This is a genomic window from Kitasatospora gansuensis (assembly GCF_014203705.1).
GTDB classification, from domain to species: Bacteria; Actinomycetota; Actinomycetes; order Streptomycetales; family Streptomycetaceae; genus Kitasatospora; species Kitasatospora gansuensis.
In genome coordinates this window covers 5447505-5463359 of record NZ_JACHJR010000001.1, presented here as the reverse complement: position 1 = coordinate 5463359, position 15855 = coordinate 5447505, and the positions used below count along the sequence as shown (strand labels likewise).

The window sequence follows — 15855 nt, the reverse complement described above, 5'->3', positions numbered from 1 at the left end:
AGGGATGTCCCCGAGTCCCGCCCCCTGACTGTCAGCCCAGCAGCTCCAGCACCAGCCGGACGGCCTCCGGCACCTCGACGTGGTCGTCCGGGGTCGCACCGAAGTGCGCCCCGGTCGGCGTGAGCAGCGCGGTCGCGCCGAGGCCGGTCACGAACGCGCTGACGTGCGCGGCCGGATCGGGGGCGTTGACCGGGTCGTCGATGGCCTGGAGCACCCGGAAACCCCTGGCCGCCCGGCGGATCCTGGCCCAGTCGAAGGGCTCCTCGAAGAACTCCGCCAGCGCGTCGTACCCGACCTCGTGGGCGGAGGCGGCCACCAGCAGCACCCCCGCGAACACCCCGTCCACGGCCGGGTCGTGCCGCTCCAGGAAGCGCAGCAGGTTCACCCCGCCGATGCTGTGGCCGACCAGCACGGTGTCGGCCGCCGGGCCCGCCGCGAGGGCGGCCTCGCCGTACGTCTTGCGCCACGGCTCCAGCTGCGGCGCCGCCGTCCCCGGCAGCCGGGGCACCGTCACCTGGTGGCCGGACTTCGCCAACTCCGTTGTCAGGTACGGGAACCAGACACTGTCATCACTCGCACCGTAACCGTGCGACACAACCACCTTGCTCATGATCTCTCCCCATGATTCCGAGCATCGGACCAGCATCACGACGGGCGCCAAATCGAAACGATCCGTCGCGTTTCGATTTAACCTAGCACGCTGCTACCGTGACTGCCATGCCCGCACAGGAACCCCCCGCCGACCCCGCGCCGCGGCCACCCCGCACCGGCGGACGGACCCGCAGCCAGGAGGCCCGGTCGGCGGTGCTCGCCGCCGCCGTCGAGCTGCTGGAGGAGATCGGCTACCAGGCCGTCACCATCGAACGCATCGCCGCCCGCGCCGGCGTCGCCAAGAGCACCATCTACCGCTGGTGGAAGTCCAAGGCCGCCCTGGTGCTGGACGCCTACCGGGAGACGGTCGAGCAGCGGATGCCCGACCCCGACACCGGCAGCACCGCCGAGGACCTGACCGTCTTCGTGGCCGCGCTGCACTCGGTGACGGAGCGTCCGCTACGGGCCCGGGCGCTGCGCGGGCTGATGGCGGAGGCCCAGCTCGACCCGGACTTCGCCGAACCGTTCGGGGCCTGGGTGCAGAGCCGCCGGGCCGTGGTCCTGCGGGTGCTGGCCCGGGGCGTCGACCGGGGCGAACTCCCGCGCGCCACCGACCTGGAGGCCCTCACCGACCAGCTGTTCGGGCTCTTCTGGTACCGCCTGCTGGTCGGCCACCTCCCGCTGGACCCGGCCCGCGCACCCCAGTTGGTCGCCCAGCTGCTCAACAGCGCGCACTAGGAAACAGCGGCCCCGCCCGGAATCCCGGACGGGGCCGCTCGCCTGACGGATCGTCAGCCGGTGACGATGTTCACCAGCTTCGGCGCCCGCGCGATCACCTTGCGGACCGGGGCGTCGCCGATGGCGGCGATCACGGCCGGGTCGGCCAGGGCCAGCGCCTCCAGCTCGGCGTCGGAGATGGCCGGCGAGACCTCCAGGCGGGCCTTCACCTTGCCCTTGATCTGGATCACGCAGGTGACCGCCTCGTCCACCGCGTAGGCCGGGTCGGCCACGGGGTAGTCGGTGTAGGTCAGCGACTCAGTGTGGCCCAGCCGGCGCCACAGCTCCTCGGCGATGTGCGGGGCCAGCGGGGCGACCATCAGCACGATCTGCTCCGCGACCGAACGCGGCGTGGAGCCGCGCTTGACCAGGAAGTTGTTCAGCTCGATGGCCTTGGCCACCGCCGTGTTGAAGCGCAGCCCGGCCATGTCGCCGCGGATGCCGTCGATCGCCTTGTGCAGCGCGCGCAGGGTCGCCTCGTCGGGCTCCTCCTCCGTCACCACCAGCTCGCCGGTGGCCTCGGAGACGATGTTGCGCCACAGCCGCTGCAGGAAGCGGTACGAGCCGACCACCGCGCGGGTGTCCCACGGACGGGAGACGTCCAGCGGGCCCATCGACATCTCGTACAGGCGCAGGGTGTCGGCGCCGTACTCGTCCGCGATCTCGTCGGGCGCGACCGCGTTCTTCAGCGACTTGCCCATCTTGCCGGCCTCGCGCTTGACCGCCTCGCCGTTCCAGAAGTACTGGCCGTCGCGCTCCTCGACCTCGGCGGCGGGCACCGGGAAGCCCCGCTCGTCGCGGTAGACGTCGGCGGTGATCATGCCCTGGTTGAACAGCTTGTGGAACGGCTCGACCGAGGAGACGTGCCCCAGGTCGTGCAGCACCTTGTGCCAGAAGCGCGCGTACAGCAGGTGCAGCACCGCGTGCTCGGCCCCGCCGACGTACAGGTCGGCGCCGCCGCCCGGCTTCTGCGCGGTCGGGCCCAGCCAGTACTGCTCGTTGGCGGGGTCGACCACCTTCTCACCGTTGGCCGGGTCGATGTAGCGCAGCTCGTACCAGCAGGAACCGGCCCAGTTGGGCATGGTGTTGGTCTCGCGGCGGTACAGCTGCGGGCCGTTGCCCAGGTCCAGCTCGACGTTGACCCAGTCCTCGTTGCGGGACAGCGGGGTCTTCGGCGAGGAGGTCGAGTCGAACGGGTCGTAGGTGTGCGGCGAGTAGTCCTCCACCTCGGGGACCTCGACCGGCAGCATCGACTCGGGCAGCGCGTGCATCACGCCGTCGGCGTCGTAGACGATCGGGAACGGCTCGCCCCAGTACCGCTGACGGCTGAACAGCCAGTCGCGCAGGCGGTAGTTGACGGTGCCTTCGCCGATGCCGCGCCCGGCCAGCCACTCGGTCGCGGCGGCCTTGGCGTCGACTACGCTCAGGCCGTTCAGTGACAGGTCGTCATGGGCGGAGTTCACGATCACCGAGTCGTACGTGTCGAACGCGTCGTCCCAGGTCGACGGGTCCTCGCTGCGGCCGTCGGTGGGCTCGACCACGCAGCGCATCGGCAGCGCGAAGGCCCGGGCGAAGGCGAAGTCGCGGTGGTCGTGCGCGGGCACGGCCATGATCGCGCCGGTGCCGTAGCCCATCAGCACGTAGTCGGCGATGAAGACCGGCACGGGCTCGCCGCTGACCGGGTTGGTCGCGTACGCGCCGGTGAAGACGCCGGTCTTCACCTTCGCGTCGACCTGGCGCTCGACGTCCGACTTGGCGGCGGCCTCGGCGCGGTAGGCCGCGACGGCCTCGGCGGGGGTGGGGGCGCCACCCTTCCAGTCCTCGTGGGTCTCGGCCGGCCAGGCGGCCGGGACGATCGAGTCGACCAGCGCGTGCTCGGGGGCCAGCACCATGTAGGTGGCGCCGAACAGGGTGTCAGGACGGGTGGTGAAGACGGTGATCGCCGCGTCGGACGAGACCGCGAAGTCGACCCGGGCGCCCTCGGAGCGGCCGATCCAGTTGCGCTGCTGCAGCTTGATCGCCTCGGGCCAGTCCAGCAGGTCCAGGTCGGCGATCAGCCGGTCGGAGTACGCGGTGATCCGCATCATCCACTGGCGCAGGTTCGACTTGAAGACCGGGAAGTTGCCGCGCTCGGAGCGACCGTCGGCGGTGACCTCCTCGTTCGCCAGCACGGTGCCCAGACCGGGGCACCAGTTGACCGGCACCTCCTTGGAGTACGCCAGCCGGTACTCGCCCAGCAGCTCGTCCCGCTCGGCGGCGGACAGCTCGGCCCAGGCGCGGCCCGGCACCTCGCGCTCACCGGACTCGAACTGCGCGATCAGCTCGGCGATCGGGCGGGCCTGGCCGGCCTCCTGGTCGTACCAGGAGTTGAAGATCTGCAGGAAGATCCACTGGGTCCAGCGGTAGTACTCCGGGTCGATGGTGGCGATCGACCGGCGCGGGTCGTGGCCCAGGCCCAGGCGGCGCAGCTGCTGCCGCATGTTCGCCATCGCGGCCTCGGTGGTGATCCGGGGGTGCTGGCCGGTGGCCACCGCGTGCTGCTCGGCCGGCAGGCCGAACGCGTCGTAGCCCAGGGTGTGCAGCACGTTGTGACCGGTCATCCGCTGGTAGCGGGCGTAGACGTCGGTCGCGATGTAGCCCAGCGGGTGGCCGACGTGAAGGCCCGCACCGGACGGGTACGGGAACATGTCCATGATGAAGCTGTGCGGCTTCGAGACGACGTCACCGGCGTTCGGGTCGGCCAGCGCACCGGCCGGGTTGGGGGCGTTGAACGTCCCCTCCTTCTCCCAGATGTCCTGCCAGCGGGACTCGATCTCGGCGGCCAGCGTCGCGCCGTAGCGGAAGGGCTCGGTGGCAGCGGCCTCGGCCGCGGCGGGGGTCGTCTCGCTCATGGTCCTTCGGGCTCCATCTGATGTCAGTTCGCGAACGGCGGCGGGAAAAACAAAAAAGCCCCTCGCAGGAGGGGACGCCACGCCGACTCCGGCCCACGGCCGGTCCTGGTCAGCGCGGCCGGCTAAGAAGCAGGCGCACAGTTCGCATGGCCAACAGGGTACCGCACCCGCTCTTGGCAGACGGCTCCGGAAGACAGGGGCTCGGGGAACTGCGACGCCAGCCCCGGGACGGGGGCAAAGTGCGGGAGCGGCCAACCCCGGGCGCGGCTGCGTGTGCCTTATCGAGCCGCAGAGTCGAACTCCCGGAGGGCGCGGGCGACTCGGGCCGACTGCATGCCGGCCGCGAGCTGCCGGGCCTGGTCCGCCACCCGGTTGGCCTCGTCGCGTTCGCCGGTCCGCAGGTACGAGTCGGCCAGCCGGACCATCAGCAGCGCCTTGGCCCGGGCCCGTTCGGGCGCGAGCACGGCGATCGCGCCCGCGAGCAGCTGCTGGGCCCGTTCGTGGTCGCCGAGGAAGAGGTAGCCCTCCCCCACCATGCCCTCCAGGTCGGCCCGTTCCTGACTGTGCTCAGCATCGTCCCCCAGGGCCTGGAAGGCCCGCTCCGCGACCGCTTCGGCACTGATCTGCTCGCCCTTGCGGCCGTGCGCCCGGGCGATCCGGCCCAGCTGGAGCGCCCGCTCACGGGGCGTCAGGACCTCATCGGCCGCCCGCAGCGCGGTGGAGAGCATGGCGACCGCGTCCAGCCCCCGCCCGCCGGAGTTGTGGGTGGCCTGGACGGCGAGGCAGCCGACCACGCTGACGCCGAGCCGGGGGTCACCGGAGACGTGCGCCGCCCGCAGCGCGGCGACGAAGGCGCGCTGCGCCGCCGCGTCGTTGCCGAGGTCGTAGTTGGCCCAGCCGACCAGCCGAGCGAGCCGGCTGGCCGCGCCGTACAGCTCGCGGCCGAGCGGCTCGTCGTACGCGCCGAGTTCGAGCAGCTTGCCGATCATGGCGAGCTCGGCCTTGGCCAGGTCGAGGATCAGGCCGCCGCCGTACGCCCGCTCCAGCCGTTGCTTGCTGTCGTAGCTGAGCCGGAGGTCGGCGAGCTGCTCGGTGGCTATCCGCAGGGCGCCCTCGCCGCCGGTCAGTTCGGGTGCCGGGGAGGCCCAGTGCCGGGCGGCCTGCTGGAGCTCGTCGCCGCGGAACAGGTCGGTGAGCCGGACCGGGGTGGCGTCCGCGCCGGCCTCGCGCAGCGCGGTCTGGGCGGTGTCGGCGGTCCACGGGTCGGTGAGCAGCCGGGGCGAGAGGATCTTGGCGCCGCGGCCGCTGCCCATCTGGCCCCAGAGCTGTTCGTACGTCACCGCGATGCCGACGGTGCGGCTGAGCACCTCGCAGACCGTCTGGTCGTGCGGGCTGCGCGGCACCATGCCCCGGTCGCGCCACTTGTACGGGGCGGTGGAGCTGATCGCCAGCGCGGGCGGGAGCGCGGCGTTGAGCTCGCGGGCCAGCCGCTCCGGGCTCCAGCCGAGCTGGTGCAGGATGCGGGCCAGCTCCTCGTTCCGTCTGCGCTCCAGGTCGGCCATGGCACCGACGGTATCCGGCCGCTCCGGCGGCCGGACAGGGAACCCCCGAAACGGAAGAGGGCCCCTCCCGTTACCCGGGAGGGGCTCTCTTCTCGAACTGTGGAGCTACGGAGAATTGAACTCCGGACCTCTTGCATGCCATGCAAGCGCTCTACCAACTGAGCTACAGCCCCGCGTCATCCGGCGTTTCCCCCGGCGACGTCGTTCACTTTACACGCTCCCCGGCCTACTCCCCTAATCCCTTCCGGCGGCCGTCGCCCGCCGGGTGCGCAGCGCGAAGCCGGTGGCCAGCACGAAGGCGGCGGCCACCGCCACGACCGTCACCAGCAGCGCCCGGCCCGATTCGGCGGGCGGCGCCGGGAGCGCGGCCCGGCCGAGGAAGAGGGTGCCGAGCAGGGCCACCCCGACCACCTGGCCGAGCTGGATCACCGTCACCAGCACGCCGCTGCCGTCCGCCGCGTCCGCCGGGTCGATCCGGCCGAGCGCGGCGGCGAACAGCGGGCTGTACGCGCACCCGACCGCCAGGCCGCCCACCGCGAGGGCCAGTTCGGCGCCGAGGCCGAGGTCGGCGCCGTCGCTCACCAGTACGCCGAAGAGCAGGTACGCCCCGGCCGTGGTGGCCAGCGCCAGCGGCGGCAGCGGCCGGTGCAGCCGGGCAGGCAGCCGCTGCCAGTACAGGCTGGAGAGGCCGAAGCCGAGCGCGGGCGGGGCGGAGAGCAGCCCGGCCCGCAGCGCGCTGTAACCGAGCGCGGCCTGCTGGTGCAGGGCGAAGGCGAACAGGAAGCCGGCGAACGCCGCCATGATCAGGAAGACCGCCCCGGCGGCGGGCAGCAGACCCGGTGCCCGCAGCACCCGGCCGGGCACCAGCGGCTGGCCGCCCCGAGCCGCGATCCGGCGCTCCACCACGGCGAACACCCCGAACAGCACCGCGCTGCCCGCCAGCATCACCCAGCCCCAGACCGGCCAGCCCAGCTCGTGCCCGAGCACCAGCGGCACCACCAGCAGGCCGAGCGCGGCCGCCAGCACCACCAGACCGACCAGGTCGAACCGGCGGCCGTGGTCCCCCGGCAGCACCGGCAGCAGCCGTCGGCTGGCGATCAGCAGCAGCACCCCGATCGGCACGTTGACCAGGAACACCGGCCGCCAGCCGGTGCCGAACAGGTCCGCGCTGACCAGCACCCCGCCGAGCACCTGCCCGACCGCCATCCCACCCGCCAGCACCGCCGAGTACAGCCCGAGCGCCCTGACCCGGGCCGCCCCGGTGAAGGTCCGCTGGATCAGGCTCATCACCTGAGGCACCATCAGCGCCGCCCCGGCCCCCTGGAGCACCCGGAAGCCGATCAGCCAGCCGGTGCCCGGCGCGAGACCGCAGGCCAGCGAGGCGGCGGTGAAGGCCGCCAGGCCGATCCGGAACAGCCGGCTGTACCCGTGCCGGGCGCCGAGCCTGGCCCCGGTGATCAGCAGCACCGCGTACGCGATGGTGTAGCCCGCGACGACCAGTTGCAGGGCCGCGCCCGAGGCGCCCAGGCCGGTCCGGATGCCGGGGACCGCGACGTTGACGATGGAGACGTCCAGCAGGGCCATGAACTGGCCCAGCAGGACGAGGGCGAGCAGCGGCCCCGAACGGGTCGGGGCCGGGGTCGGTGCGGCGACCACGGGCGGTGTCTGAAGGTCCGTCATGGGACCAGCCTGCGGCCGACCCGGTACTGGTGGTTAGAGCCTGCGGATCCTGGTACTGGCAGCACCCCGCTCCCGACGATCCGTCAGGATGGGGACATGACCGTGCTCGACGAACGCACCTCGACCACCCCGGCCCCCGAGAAGCGCCGGACGGAGCTGGCCGCCTTCCTCCGGGCCTGCCGGGCCCGGATCACCCCCGAGGCGGTCGGGCTGCCGCCGGGCCCGCGCCGCCGTACGCCGGGGCTGCGCCGCGAGGAGCTGGCGCAGCTCGCCGGGGTCGGGGTCACCTGGTACACCTGGCTCGAACAGGGGCGGCCGATCAACGCCAGCGAACAGGTCCTGGAGGCGGTGGCCCGGACGCTGCGGCTGGACGGCACCGAGCGCGACCACCTGTTCCGGCTGGCCGGGCTCAGCGTGGTCCGGACCGGCGACCCGGCCTTCCCGACCCTCGAGCCGGCCACCCAGCTGATCCTGGATCAGCTCAACCCGCTGCCGGCCGCCGTCAGCAACGGCCGCTACGACCTGCTGGCGCACAACGCGGCGTACGACACGCTGTTCCCCGGCGCGACCCGCCCCAGGTCGCCGAGCGGGCGGCGGAACAGCATGTGGTGCGCGTTCACCGTGCCGTCCTGCTGCAACCCGTTCCTGAACCGGGAGACCGAGCTGCCCCGGATGGTCGGCGTGCTGCGCGGCGCGTACGGGCGGCACGTCGGCGAGCCCGCCTGGGAGGAGTACATCCGGGACCTGGCGGCGGCCAGCCCCGAGTTCCGCGAGCTGTGGGCCCGTCAGGAGGTGGCGCCGCCGCGGTCCTCGCTCAAGGTGTTCCGGCACGCGGCCGTCGGCGACCTGCGGTTCCAGGCCGCGTACCTGACCATGCCGACCGCGCCCGAGTGCTACCTGGTGGTCTACACCCCGGAGGGCCCGGCCGACCGGGCCGGCCTGGAGTGGCTGGCCGCCCACCCGGACTCCCCGCCCGCCGACCACCGGCACGACTGAGCCGGGAACGGCCGAAGGCCGTCTCCCCTGAGGGAGACGGCCTTCGGTGTGTTGTGGAGCTACGGAGAATTGAACTCCGGACCTCTTGCATGCCATGCAAGCGCTCTACCAACTGAGCTACAGCCCCGCGTGCCGCACGGTCCTGACGGACCGCCGAAGCGGAGTGGAGCTACGGAGAATCGAACTCCGGACCTCTTGCATGCCATGCAAGCGCTCTACCAACTGAGCTACAGCCCCGCACTCGAAGGTTTTCCCGCCTGCCTTCCGGCCTGCGTTCTTTCCTGCGAACGAGGAAGACTCTAGCTGGTCAGGCCCGGAACTGCGAAATCCGGCCCCGCTCAGGTCTCGTCGCCGATCACCGGCTGCGGCAGGGTGCCCGCGTTGTGCTCCAGCAGCCGCCAACCGCGGGCGCCCTGACCGAGCACCGACCAGCAGCAGTTGGAGAGACCGCCGAACCGCTCCCACTGGACCGGCTCCAGATCGAGCAGCCGGCCGAGCATGGTGCGGATCGTCCCGCCGTGGCTGACCACGACCAGGGTGCCGTCCTCCGGCAGCTTCTCCACCGCGGCCAGCACCACCGGGACGGACCGGTCCGCCACCTCGGTGCTCAGCTCGCCGCCACCGCGGCGGACCGGCTCGCCGAGCGCCCACGCGTCGTACTGCTCCGGGAACCGGGCCCGGATCTCCGCGTTGGTCAGACCCTGCCAGTCACCGGCGTAGGTCTCCCGCAGGCCCTCGTGGTGGTCCACCTCGAGGCCGGTGACCTTGGCCAGCTCGGCGGCGGTCCGCCGGGCGCGCTTGAGGTCGGAGGAGATCAGCAGGTCGGGCCGGAGACCGGAGAGCAGCTTGGCCGCCCGCTGGGCCTGGAAGATGCCCTGGTCGGTCAGCTCGATGTCGGTGCTGCCCTGGAACCGCGACTCGAGGTTCCAGGACGTCTGACCGTGCCGCCAGAAGACGATGCGCGGACCCCGCGCCTTGCCGCTCAGCTCTCGTCCTCGGAGATCGCGTTGCCCGCGGCGTCGGTGACGGCGTTCTCGGGGCGGTTCCGGGTGGCCATCGCCTCGGCCGGGACGGGCAGCTCGGGGCAGTCCTTCCACAGGCGGTCGAGCGAGTAGAAGGAGCGCTCCTCGGAGTGCTGGACGTGCACCACGATGTCCAGGTAGTCCAGCAGGATCCAGCGGCCCTCGCGCTCGCCCTCGCGGCGGACCGGCTTGATGTCGAGCTTCTCGCGCAGCTGCTCCTCGATCTCCTCGGCGATCGCCTTCACCTGGCGGTCGTTGTTGGCCGAGGCGATCAGGAAGGCGTCGGTGATCGACAGCACGTCGCTGACGTCGAAGGCGATGATGTCGTGGGCCAGCTTGTCGGCCGCCGCGAGGGCGGCGACGTTGATGAGGTCCTGGCTGTACTCGGTGGCAGTCAAGGTGTTCTTCCGGCTCGTCCTATGAGATTCGCCTTCCAGGATCTCACGAACCCGCCCGGACCCCGGTCGGTTAAAACCGGGGCCCGGGTCCGCCGGGTGTCCGCTACTGCGGCTTGGGCGGCTGGTAGTCCTTGCCCAGCACCAGCACCAGGTCCGCGTTCTGCGCGGTGGTGACCTTCTTCACCGCGGTGTCCTTGAGCCCGAGGCTGATCGCCAGCTGCTGGGCGGCGGCCAGCTTCGCGTCGTCGGTGTACCGGATCTCACTGGCGGGCTGGACCGGCACCTTGGTACCGCTGGGCAGCAGCTCCAGGCCCGAGTTGGTGACCTGGCTGCCGGCCGCGTCGGCCGAGGCGTCGACGCCGGAGCCGTTCAGCACCGAGACCCGGGTGAACTTGCTCGCCGCCGCGGCGCTCTTCACCGTGCCGCCGAGCACGTCCTTGACCTGCTTGCCCGCGGTGGCCTCGTCCAGCGTGCCGTCCGGCTGCACCGAGAGGGCGCCGACGGTCAGGTGGCTGTCCTTGGTGTACTGGGCCAGCTGCACCAGCACCCCGGCCAGGGCCGGCTCCGGCAGCGAGGGGTCCGGCACCGCGCCGACCCGGTGCACCAGGTCCTGCGCCTCCTTGAGATCGGTGGGCATCACCCGGAGGATCGCGTCCAGCACCTGCCCGAACCGGGCCAGCTGGGCGTCCGCGGTCTCCCCCGGCGCCTGGTACGTGGCGTACGCCACGGCGGCCTCCGCGGTCAGCGAGACGGCCTTGCCGGCCGGGGCCAGCTCCTTGCCGGCGGGCTGGTTGTCCTTGCGGACCGCCACGTTGGTGTCCACCCTGATCCCGCCGAGGTGGGCCACCAGCAGCAGCAGGTACGGGGTGTCCAGCCGCCAGGTCCCGGCGACCGGGGCGCCGAGCACCGTGCTCAGGCCCTCCCGGGTGCCGGAGGCGCCGGTGGCGTCCAGCGACTTGCCGAGCTGCTCGGTGGCCGAGACCCCGGAGCCGGGCAGCTTGAGGGTGTCCGGCAGCAGCAGCACCGAGGCCTTCTGGCCGGACTGGTCGTTCACCAGCAGGGCGCTGGTGACCTTGCCCTGAAGGTCCCTCAGGTGCACCACGTTCACCGTCCGGCCGCCGGCCGCCTTGGCCGCCGAGCCGGGCCCGCCGAGATCGCCCTGCCACCAGAGGTAGCCCGCCGTGCCGCCCGCGGCCAGCACCAACACGAGCGCCGCGCCGACCAGCCGGTTGCGCAGCTTGCGCCGGCGCTCGTCCCGACGCTCGGTCCTGGACTCGGCGAACTTCAGCCAGTCGATGACGTCCTCGGACTGCTCCGCCTCCTCGTCCACGAAGGTGAACTCACCGGTCGGGTAGTCCGGTTCGGGGGCAGCGGCCTTCCGGGCCTGCGGCGGCACGGCGGCCACCGGCGGCTCGGCCACGGGGGGCCGGACCGGCTGGACGGGCTGCACCGGGGCGGGCTGCACGGGCGGTGCCGGCGGCTGCTGGTACTCGGGCTGCTGCTGGTACGGGTCCTGGACGTACTGCTGCGGCTGGCCGTAGGCGTCGTAGTACACCTGGGGCTGCGGCTGCTGCTGGTAGTACTGCTGCTGCTGGTAGGGGTCCTGGACGTACTGCTGCGGCTGGCCGTAGGCGTCGTAGTACACCTGGGGCTGCGGCTGCTGCTGGTACTCCTGGTAAGGCTCCTGCTGCGGGTACCACTCCTGGTTGCCGCGCTCCTCGGGACCCGTCACGCCGTACCTCCCCGCGCGTACAGCGCCCGCTTGTGGATGTACCGGACCACACCGTCCGGGACCAGGTACCAGACCGGGTCGCCCTTGGCGACCCTGGCCCGGCAGTCCGTCGAGGAGATCGCCAGCGCGGGCACCTCGACCAGCGAGACCCCGCCGACCGGCAGACCGGCATCGGAGAGCACGTGGCCGGGGCGGGTGCAGCCGATGAAGTGGGCCAGCGAGAACAGTTCCTCGGAGTCCCGCCAGGACAGGATCTGGGCCAGCGCGTCGGCGCCGGTGATGAAGAAGAGGTCCGCGTCCGGGTGCATCGCGCGCAGGTCGCGCAGGGTGTCCACGGTGTAGGTGGGCCCCTTGCGGTCGATGTCGATCCGGCTGACCGAGAACTGCGGGTTCTCCGCCGTGGCGATCACCGTCATCAGGTAACGGTCCTCCGCCGGCGTGACCACCCGGTCGCTCTTCTGCCACGGCTGCCCGGTCGGCACGAAGATCACCTCATCGAGGTGGAACGCACTCGCCACCTCACTGGCGGCGACCAGGTGTCCGTGGTGGATCGGGTCGAAAGTGCCACCCATCACGCCGAGGCGCTTGCGTGCCCGCACGTCGGGGGTCTCGGCCTGCTGTCCCATGCCGCCACACCTTACGCGACCCGCATCGCGGCCGGGCAAGCCCGCCCGGCCGCTGCCACGGAGTAGCTCAGCGGTCGCGGTTGAACCGGGTGGTGATCCAGAGCAGCAGCAGCAGGATGCCCAGACCGGCGCCGCCGGTCAGGTACGGGCTGAGGCTCTCGTGGTTGCCGCCCTCGGAGGCGCCTTCGGCCAGCTGGGTCAGGAGGGGCAGTGCGGAAGTGCTCATGGTCGGCAGGACCTTCTCGACTCGGTGAGGGGGCTCGGGCTTGTCTGCGCGCTCATCGTACGGGGGTGGCACGCGCAACCGCGCGGCGCCCCACCGCGTCTGACTCGGCGTGGGGGACTCGGACGTGCCGTCAGTTGTCGCGCCCGGCCCGGGCCAGCACCCAGACCAGCAGGCCGATGCCGACCACGGAGCCGATCAGGACGATCCGCAGGAACAGTCCGGGGCCCGGCTCGGTGGAGACCGGTCCGGCCAGCTGGGCGAAGGTGGCGGGGTTCATCAGCGGTCTCTCCTCGGTCCGTACGGCTCGGGCCCAGCGTAGACCCGGACGTACCGGACATCGGACGGCACCCCCGGGCGTACTGTGGGCGGCGGGGACGAGTACACGCGAACAGACGTTGTAGCGAACAGCAGCGGGGGCCGGGCAGAGCCGGTGCCGGCGTCGAGCAGGAGGTACTCAGCACATGACGGACATGACCAAGGACAACACGCCGAGCCGCCGCCGTGAGCGCTTCCCCGGGATCTCCACCCGGGCCTGGGAGCACCCGGCCGACCGCTCGGCGCTGGTCGCCCTGCGGAAGCTGTCCGGCTTCGACGACGTCCTGAAGAAGCTGGCCGGCCTGGTCTCCGAGCGCAGCGTCCGGCTGATGTTCCTGGCCACCGCCGTCCGCACGTCGGAGCGTCAGTTCCCGGAGCTGCACGCGATGGTGCGGGACGCGGCCTACATCCTCGACCTGGAGCAGGTCCCCGACCTGTACGTCACCCAGGACCCCACCGTGAACGCGATGTGCATCGGGATGGACACCCCGATCATCGTGGTCACCAGCGGCCTGGTCGACCTGCTGGACGAGGAGGAGCTCCGCGCGGTGATCGGCCACGAGGTCGGCCACGCGATGTCCGGCCACGCGGTCTACCGGACGATGCTGCTGATCCTCACCAACATCGCCACCCGGATCGCCTGGATCCCGCTCGGCACCCTGGCCATCACCGCCGTGATCACCGCCCTCAAGGAGTGGTTCCGCAAGGCCGAACTCTCCTGCGACCGGGCCGGCCTGCTGGCCGGTCAGGACCTGCAGGCCTCGATGCGCGGCCTGATGAAGCTGGCCGGCGGCCACAACCTGGCCGAGATGAACGTCGACGCCTTCCTCGAGCAGGCCGAGGAGTACGACAAGGCCGGCGACCTCCGGGACGGCGTGCTCAAGCTGCTCCAGGTCCTCCCGCAGACCCACCCCTTCGCGGTGGTCCGGGTCGCCAAGCTCAAGAAGTGGGCTGACAGCGACGAGTACCGCTCCATCCTGGCCGGCGCCTACCCGCGCCGCGCCGACGACCCGGACACCTCGGTCGGCGAGCAGTGGAAGGCGGCGGCCGACTCCTACTCCAAGTCCATGAAGGAGACCAAGGACCCGCTGATCGGCCTCATCCGCGACGTCGCAGGCGGCGCCGCCACCATGGGCGGCAAACTCCGCGACACCTTCACGGGGCCCCGTAACACCGGCGAGTAATCGCACACGCTTCGGCAGACAGGGGCTCGGGGAACTGCGACGCCGACCTCGTAAAGGGTGATCCGTACGTAAGTGGTCAGGCACTTTGCAGTTTGACCCGAACGCCAGATCTCCTCGCCGTTCCCCGAGCCCCTGCGGGGCTCGTTTCACCTCAGGACCGCGCAGATCGCCCAAGCCGACCGCGAGTGGTCGCCCGGGTCGGTGACGGCCGGTGGGGTGGTGCCGGTGAGGATCGGCTGCAGGTAGGCCGCCAGCCGGCTGTTGCAGGGGGTCGGCCCCGTCTGGACCACCGAGTCCACCAGGCGGAGCCGCCCCGCCGCCAGGTCCGCCCGGTCGAACTCGAAGCGGAGCGCCCGCCGCACGGTGTGCAACGTGACCGGCCCGCCCGGAGCTTCGGCGGGCCGGAGCGCGTAGACGAAGGTGTGGTCGGTGTCGACCACCAGCACGCCCGCGCCCGCCTCGTCGATCGTCATCGCGCCGACCGCCTTGACGGTGTCCACCGCCAGCGCGACCTTGCCGGGGTCGAAGCGGACCAGCCAGCCGGTGGCCTCGTGGTGCTGGTCATCGCTGGGGGTGGCCATGCTCTGGTCGTACTGGGTCTGCTGCCCGGGGGTGATCAGGCGGCGGGCGTCCGCGGTCTCGCCGCGGACCAGGGTGCCGGGGGCCAGCGAGGAGGCGTTCAGGTAGCGCTGGACGGTGTCGAGCGCGCGGATCACCTCGGCGCGGGTGAAGTGCGTGGTGGCGGAGCCGCCCGGGGTGCCGAGACCGACGATGCCGTCCCGGTAGCTCGCGGGCAGGCCGGCGAACGGGGCGTTCGGGTCGTCCACCGGCGTGACGGCCGAACTCGGGGCCAGCGCCACCAGGCTGACGGTCAGTTGGCTGCCGCTCGGCCGGCCGGACTGCGACTGGGGCGAGGAGATCCCGAAGTACACCGCGGCCGCGAAGGCCAGCACCACCAGCAGCAACAGGGCCAGCGCCTGCCGGGACAGCGAGCCGAAGAGGCCGCGCCGACGGACCGCGCGAGGGTAGTTGCCACCCAGCCGCTCCCGGGCCGAGAGCTCCTGGATCCGGGCAGCTCGGACGAACGACTCGTCGAAGACGACGGATCGGTACTCGTCCTCGTTACCGGAACCACCGTCGGGCGTACCCTCCGGAGGCTCGACCGGGTCACCCATGACTCAAGGGTAGAGCCGGTGTTGGCGCGCCACGAGAGGCTGTGCGTAACTTCTTCGTGGCTGCCGGTGAACCCGCCGGTAACCGGCTCAGCGGCTGATCGAAACCGTCACCGGTGGCGCCTGCGAGGTTTCGCCACGTGGCGGCGCACCGCTGGTGCTGGTGCCGGTCTCCGGGCGGCTGGCCGGCTGCTCGCCGCCGCCCGTGCCGCGGTAGATCGCGGCCACCGCGACGGCCACCACGCTGACGCCCATCACCACCGCGAGCACCCAGGCGACCGGACGGTGCCAGCGCTGCTGGGCGACCTGCCGGCCGCCGCCCGCCCGGCCGGGGTCGAAACCGTCGGCCCGGCTCCAGCGCAGCCGCCGGGCGGCCCGGCCGCCGGACCAGGGGTCGGTGTAGAGCCGGTCGTCGTCCAGGCCGCTCGGGTGCGGGCGCAGCTCGAGCGGCACCCCGTCCGTCGCGGTGAACTCCGGGACCCGGCCGAGTGCCGCCGTGTCCGGCTCGAACCTGGCCTCGGCGGCGGCCAGCTGCCGCTCCTCGGCGCTCGGCTCGTGCACGGCGGCGGACCGGATGAATGCCTCGTCAAGGACCACGGTGGCGAACTCGTCGTCCGCTCCACCATGGTCGGCGCCGTCGGAGTACGGCGAGCCCCCCAAGTCCTCAGCCACGGATTCAATGT

Annotated in this window: 15 protein-coding genes and 3 tRNA genes; 3 read left to right on the top strand and 15 right to left on the bottom strand. The window is 72.1% G+C overall.

The window, feature by feature from the left end; all coding sequences use genetic code 11:
• Positions 1-31: 31 nt before the first annotated feature.
• Positions 32-610 (bottom strand): alpha/beta fold hydrolase, encoded by a 579-nt coding sequence (locus tag F4556_RS24405; protein ID WP_184919566.1) that lies wholly within the window; start codon positions 608-610, stop codon positions 32-34.
• A 107-nt stretch (positions 611-717) separates the two neighbouring features.
• On the opposite strand from F4556_RS24405, the gene F4556_RS24400 reads away from it, so the two are divergent.
• Positions 718-1329: a TetR/AcrR family transcriptional regulator gene (locus F4556_RS24400; protein ID WP_221503687.1), complete on the top strand. Its 612-nt coding sequence runs from the start codon at positions 718-720 to the stop codon at positions 1327-1329.
• Positions 1330-1382: 53 nt separating this feature from the next.
• Here F4556_RS24400 and leuS read toward each other — a convergent pair whose 3' ends face one another.
• From leuS to F4556_RS24380, 4 genes are all read right to left on the bottom strand, one after another.
• A complete protein-coding gene (leuS, locus tag F4556_RS24395; protein ID WP_184919564.1) occupies positions 1383-4259 on the bottom strand; it encodes a leucine--tRNA ligase in 2877 nt (958 codons plus the stop codon).
• Positions 4260-4537: 278 nt separating this feature from the next.
• The gene (locus F4556_RS24390; protein WP_184919562.1) at positions 4538-5821 is read right to left on the bottom strand and encodes an NsdA family TPR-like regulatory protein; all 1284 of its coding nucleotides are present in this window, start codon (positions 5819-5821) and stop codon (positions 4538-4540) included.
• Between the two features lie 100 nt (positions 5822-5921).
• Positions 5922-5994, bottom strand: a tRNA-Ala gene (locus tag F4556_RS24385).
• Positions 5995-6055: 61 nt separating this feature from the next.
• Positions 6056-7501, bottom strand: a complete 1446-nt coding sequence (locus tag F4556_RS24380; protein ID WP_184919560.1) for an MFS transporter — start codon at positions 7499-7501, stop codon at positions 6056-6058.
• 96 nt (positions 7502-7597) lie between these two features.
• Between F4556_RS24380 and F4556_RS24375 the strand changes: the two genes are divergently transcribed.
• Positions 7598-8497, top strand: coding sequence for a helix-turn-helix transcriptional regulator (locus F4556_RS24375; protein ID WP_184919558.1), 900 nt, complete (start codon positions 7598-7600; stop codon positions 8495-8497).
• 54 nt (positions 8498-8551) lie between these two features.
• Here F4556_RS24375 and F4556_RS24370 read toward each other — a convergent pair.
• The 8 genes from F4556_RS24370 to F4556_RS24335 all read right to left on the bottom strand — a co-directional run bounded on the left by F4556_RS24370 (position 8552) and on the right by F4556_RS24335 (position 12778).
• Positions 8552-8624: transfer RNA gene (locus tag F4556_RS24370), tRNA-Ala, on the bottom strand.
• Positions 8625-8661: 37 nt separating this feature from the next.
• Positions 8662-8734 (bottom strand) — tRNA-Ala (locus F4556_RS24365).
• A gap of 101 nt (positions 8735-8835) precedes the next feature.
• Entirely contained in the window at positions 8836-9483 is a 648-nt protein-coding gene (locus F4556_RS24360) for a histidine phosphatase family protein (RefSeq protein WP_246511755.1), read from the bottom strand.
• Complete coding sequence (gene rsfS, locus F4556_RS24355; RefSeq protein ID WP_184919554.1) at positions 9480-9917, bottom strand: ribosome silencing factor; 438 nt, start codon at positions 9915-9917, stop codon at positions 9480-9482. The genes F4556_RS24360 and rsfS overlap by 4 nt, the downstream gene beginning before the upstream one ends.
• A 103-nt stretch (positions 9918-10020) precedes the next feature.
• A complete protein-coding gene (locus tag F4556_RS39530; RefSeq protein WP_184919546.1) occupies positions 10021-11649 on the bottom strand; it encodes a LytR C-terminal domain-containing protein in 1629 nt (542 codons plus the stop codon).
• On the bottom strand, positions 11646-12275 hold the full coding sequence (gene nadD, locus F4556_RS24345; RefSeq protein ID WP_184919545.1) for a nicotinate-nucleotide adenylyltransferase: 630 nt from the start codon (positions 12273-12275) through the stop codon (positions 11646-11648). The genes F4556_RS39530 and nadD overlap by 4 nt, the downstream gene beginning before the upstream one ends.
• Positions 12276-12342: 67 nt before the next feature.
• Complete coding sequence (locus F4556_RS24340; RefSeq protein ID WP_184919542.1) at positions 12343-12501, bottom strand: hypothetical protein; 159 nt, start codon at positions 12499-12501, stop codon at positions 12343-12345.
• A gap of 130 nt (positions 12502-12631) precedes the next feature.
• On the bottom strand, positions 12632-12778 hold the full coding sequence (locus tag F4556_RS24335; protein WP_184919541.1) for a hypothetical protein: 147 nt from the start codon (positions 12776-12778) through the stop codon (positions 12632-12634).
• Between the two features lie 184 nt (positions 12779-12962).
• On the opposite strand from F4556_RS24335, the gene F4556_RS24330 reads away from it, so the two are divergent.
• Entirely contained in the window at positions 12963-14000 is a 1038-nt protein-coding gene (locus F4556_RS24330; RefSeq protein WP_184919539.1) for a M48 family metallopeptidase, read from the top strand.
• A 146-nt stretch (positions 14001-14146) separates the two neighbouring features.
• Here F4556_RS24330 and F4556_RS24325 read toward each other — a convergent pair whose 3' ends face one another.
• Positions 14147-15175: an SCO2583 family membrane protein gene (locus F4556_RS24325; protein WP_184919537.1), complete on the bottom strand. Its 1029-nt coding sequence runs from the start codon at positions 15173-15175 to the stop codon at positions 14147-14149.
• Between the two features lie 87 nt (positions 15176-15262).
• Entirely contained in the window at positions 15263-15844 is a 582-nt protein-coding gene (locus tag F4556_RS24320) for an SCO2584 family spore wall biosynthesis protein (RefSeq protein WP_184919534.1), read from the bottom strand.
• Positions 15845-15855: the final 11 nt, after the last annotated feature.

What these genes read in the sequence shown, in the direction of transcription:
- F4556_RS24335 (WP_184919541.1), bottom strand. Translation starts at nt 12,778, where the DNA reads ATGAACCCCGCCACCTTCGCCCAGCTGGCCGGACCGGTCTCCACCGAG.
- F4556_RS24405 (WP_184919566.1), bottom strand. Translation starts at nt 610, where the DNA reads ATGAGCAAGGTGGTTGTGTCGCACGGTTACGGTGCGAGTGATGACAGT.
- F4556_RS24325 (WP_184919537.1), bottom strand. Translation starts at nt 15,175, where the DNA reads ATGGGTGACCCGGTCGAGCCTCCGGAGGGTACGCCCGACGGTGGTTCC.
- F4556_RS24380 (WP_184919560.1), bottom strand. Translation starts at nt 7,501, where the DNA reads ATGACGGACCTTCAGACACCGCCCGTGGTCGCCGCACCGACCCCGGCC.
- F4556_RS24340 (WP_184919542.1), bottom strand. Translation starts at nt 12,501, where the DNA reads ATGAGCACTTCCGCACTGCCCCTCCTGACCCAGCTGGCCGAAGGCGCC.
- F4556_RS24375 (WP_184919558.1), top strand. Translation starts at nt 7,598, where the DNA reads ATGACCGTGCTCGACGAACGCACCTCGACCACCCCGGCCCCCGAGAAG.
- F4556_RS24400 (WP_221503687.1), top strand. Translation starts at nt 718, where the DNA reads ATGCCCGCACAGGAACCCCCCGCCGACCCCGCGCCGCGGCCACCCCGC.
- nadD (WP_184919545.1), bottom strand. Translation starts at nt 12,275, where the DNA reads ATGGGACAGCAGGCCGAGACCCCCGACGTGCGGGCACGCAAGCGCCTC.
- leuS (WP_184919564.1), bottom strand. Translation starts at nt 4,259, where the DNA reads ATGAGCGAGACGACCCCCGCCGCGGCCGAGGCCGCTGCCACCGAGCCC.
- F4556_RS24330 (WP_184919539.1), top strand. Translation starts at nt 12,963, where the DNA reads ATGACGGACATGACCAAGGACAACACGCCGAGCCGCCGCCGTGAGCGC.
- F4556_RS24390 (WP_184919562.1), bottom strand. Translation starts at nt 5,821, where the DNA reads ATGGCCGACCTGGAGCGCAGACGGAACGAGGAGCTGGCCCGCATCCTG.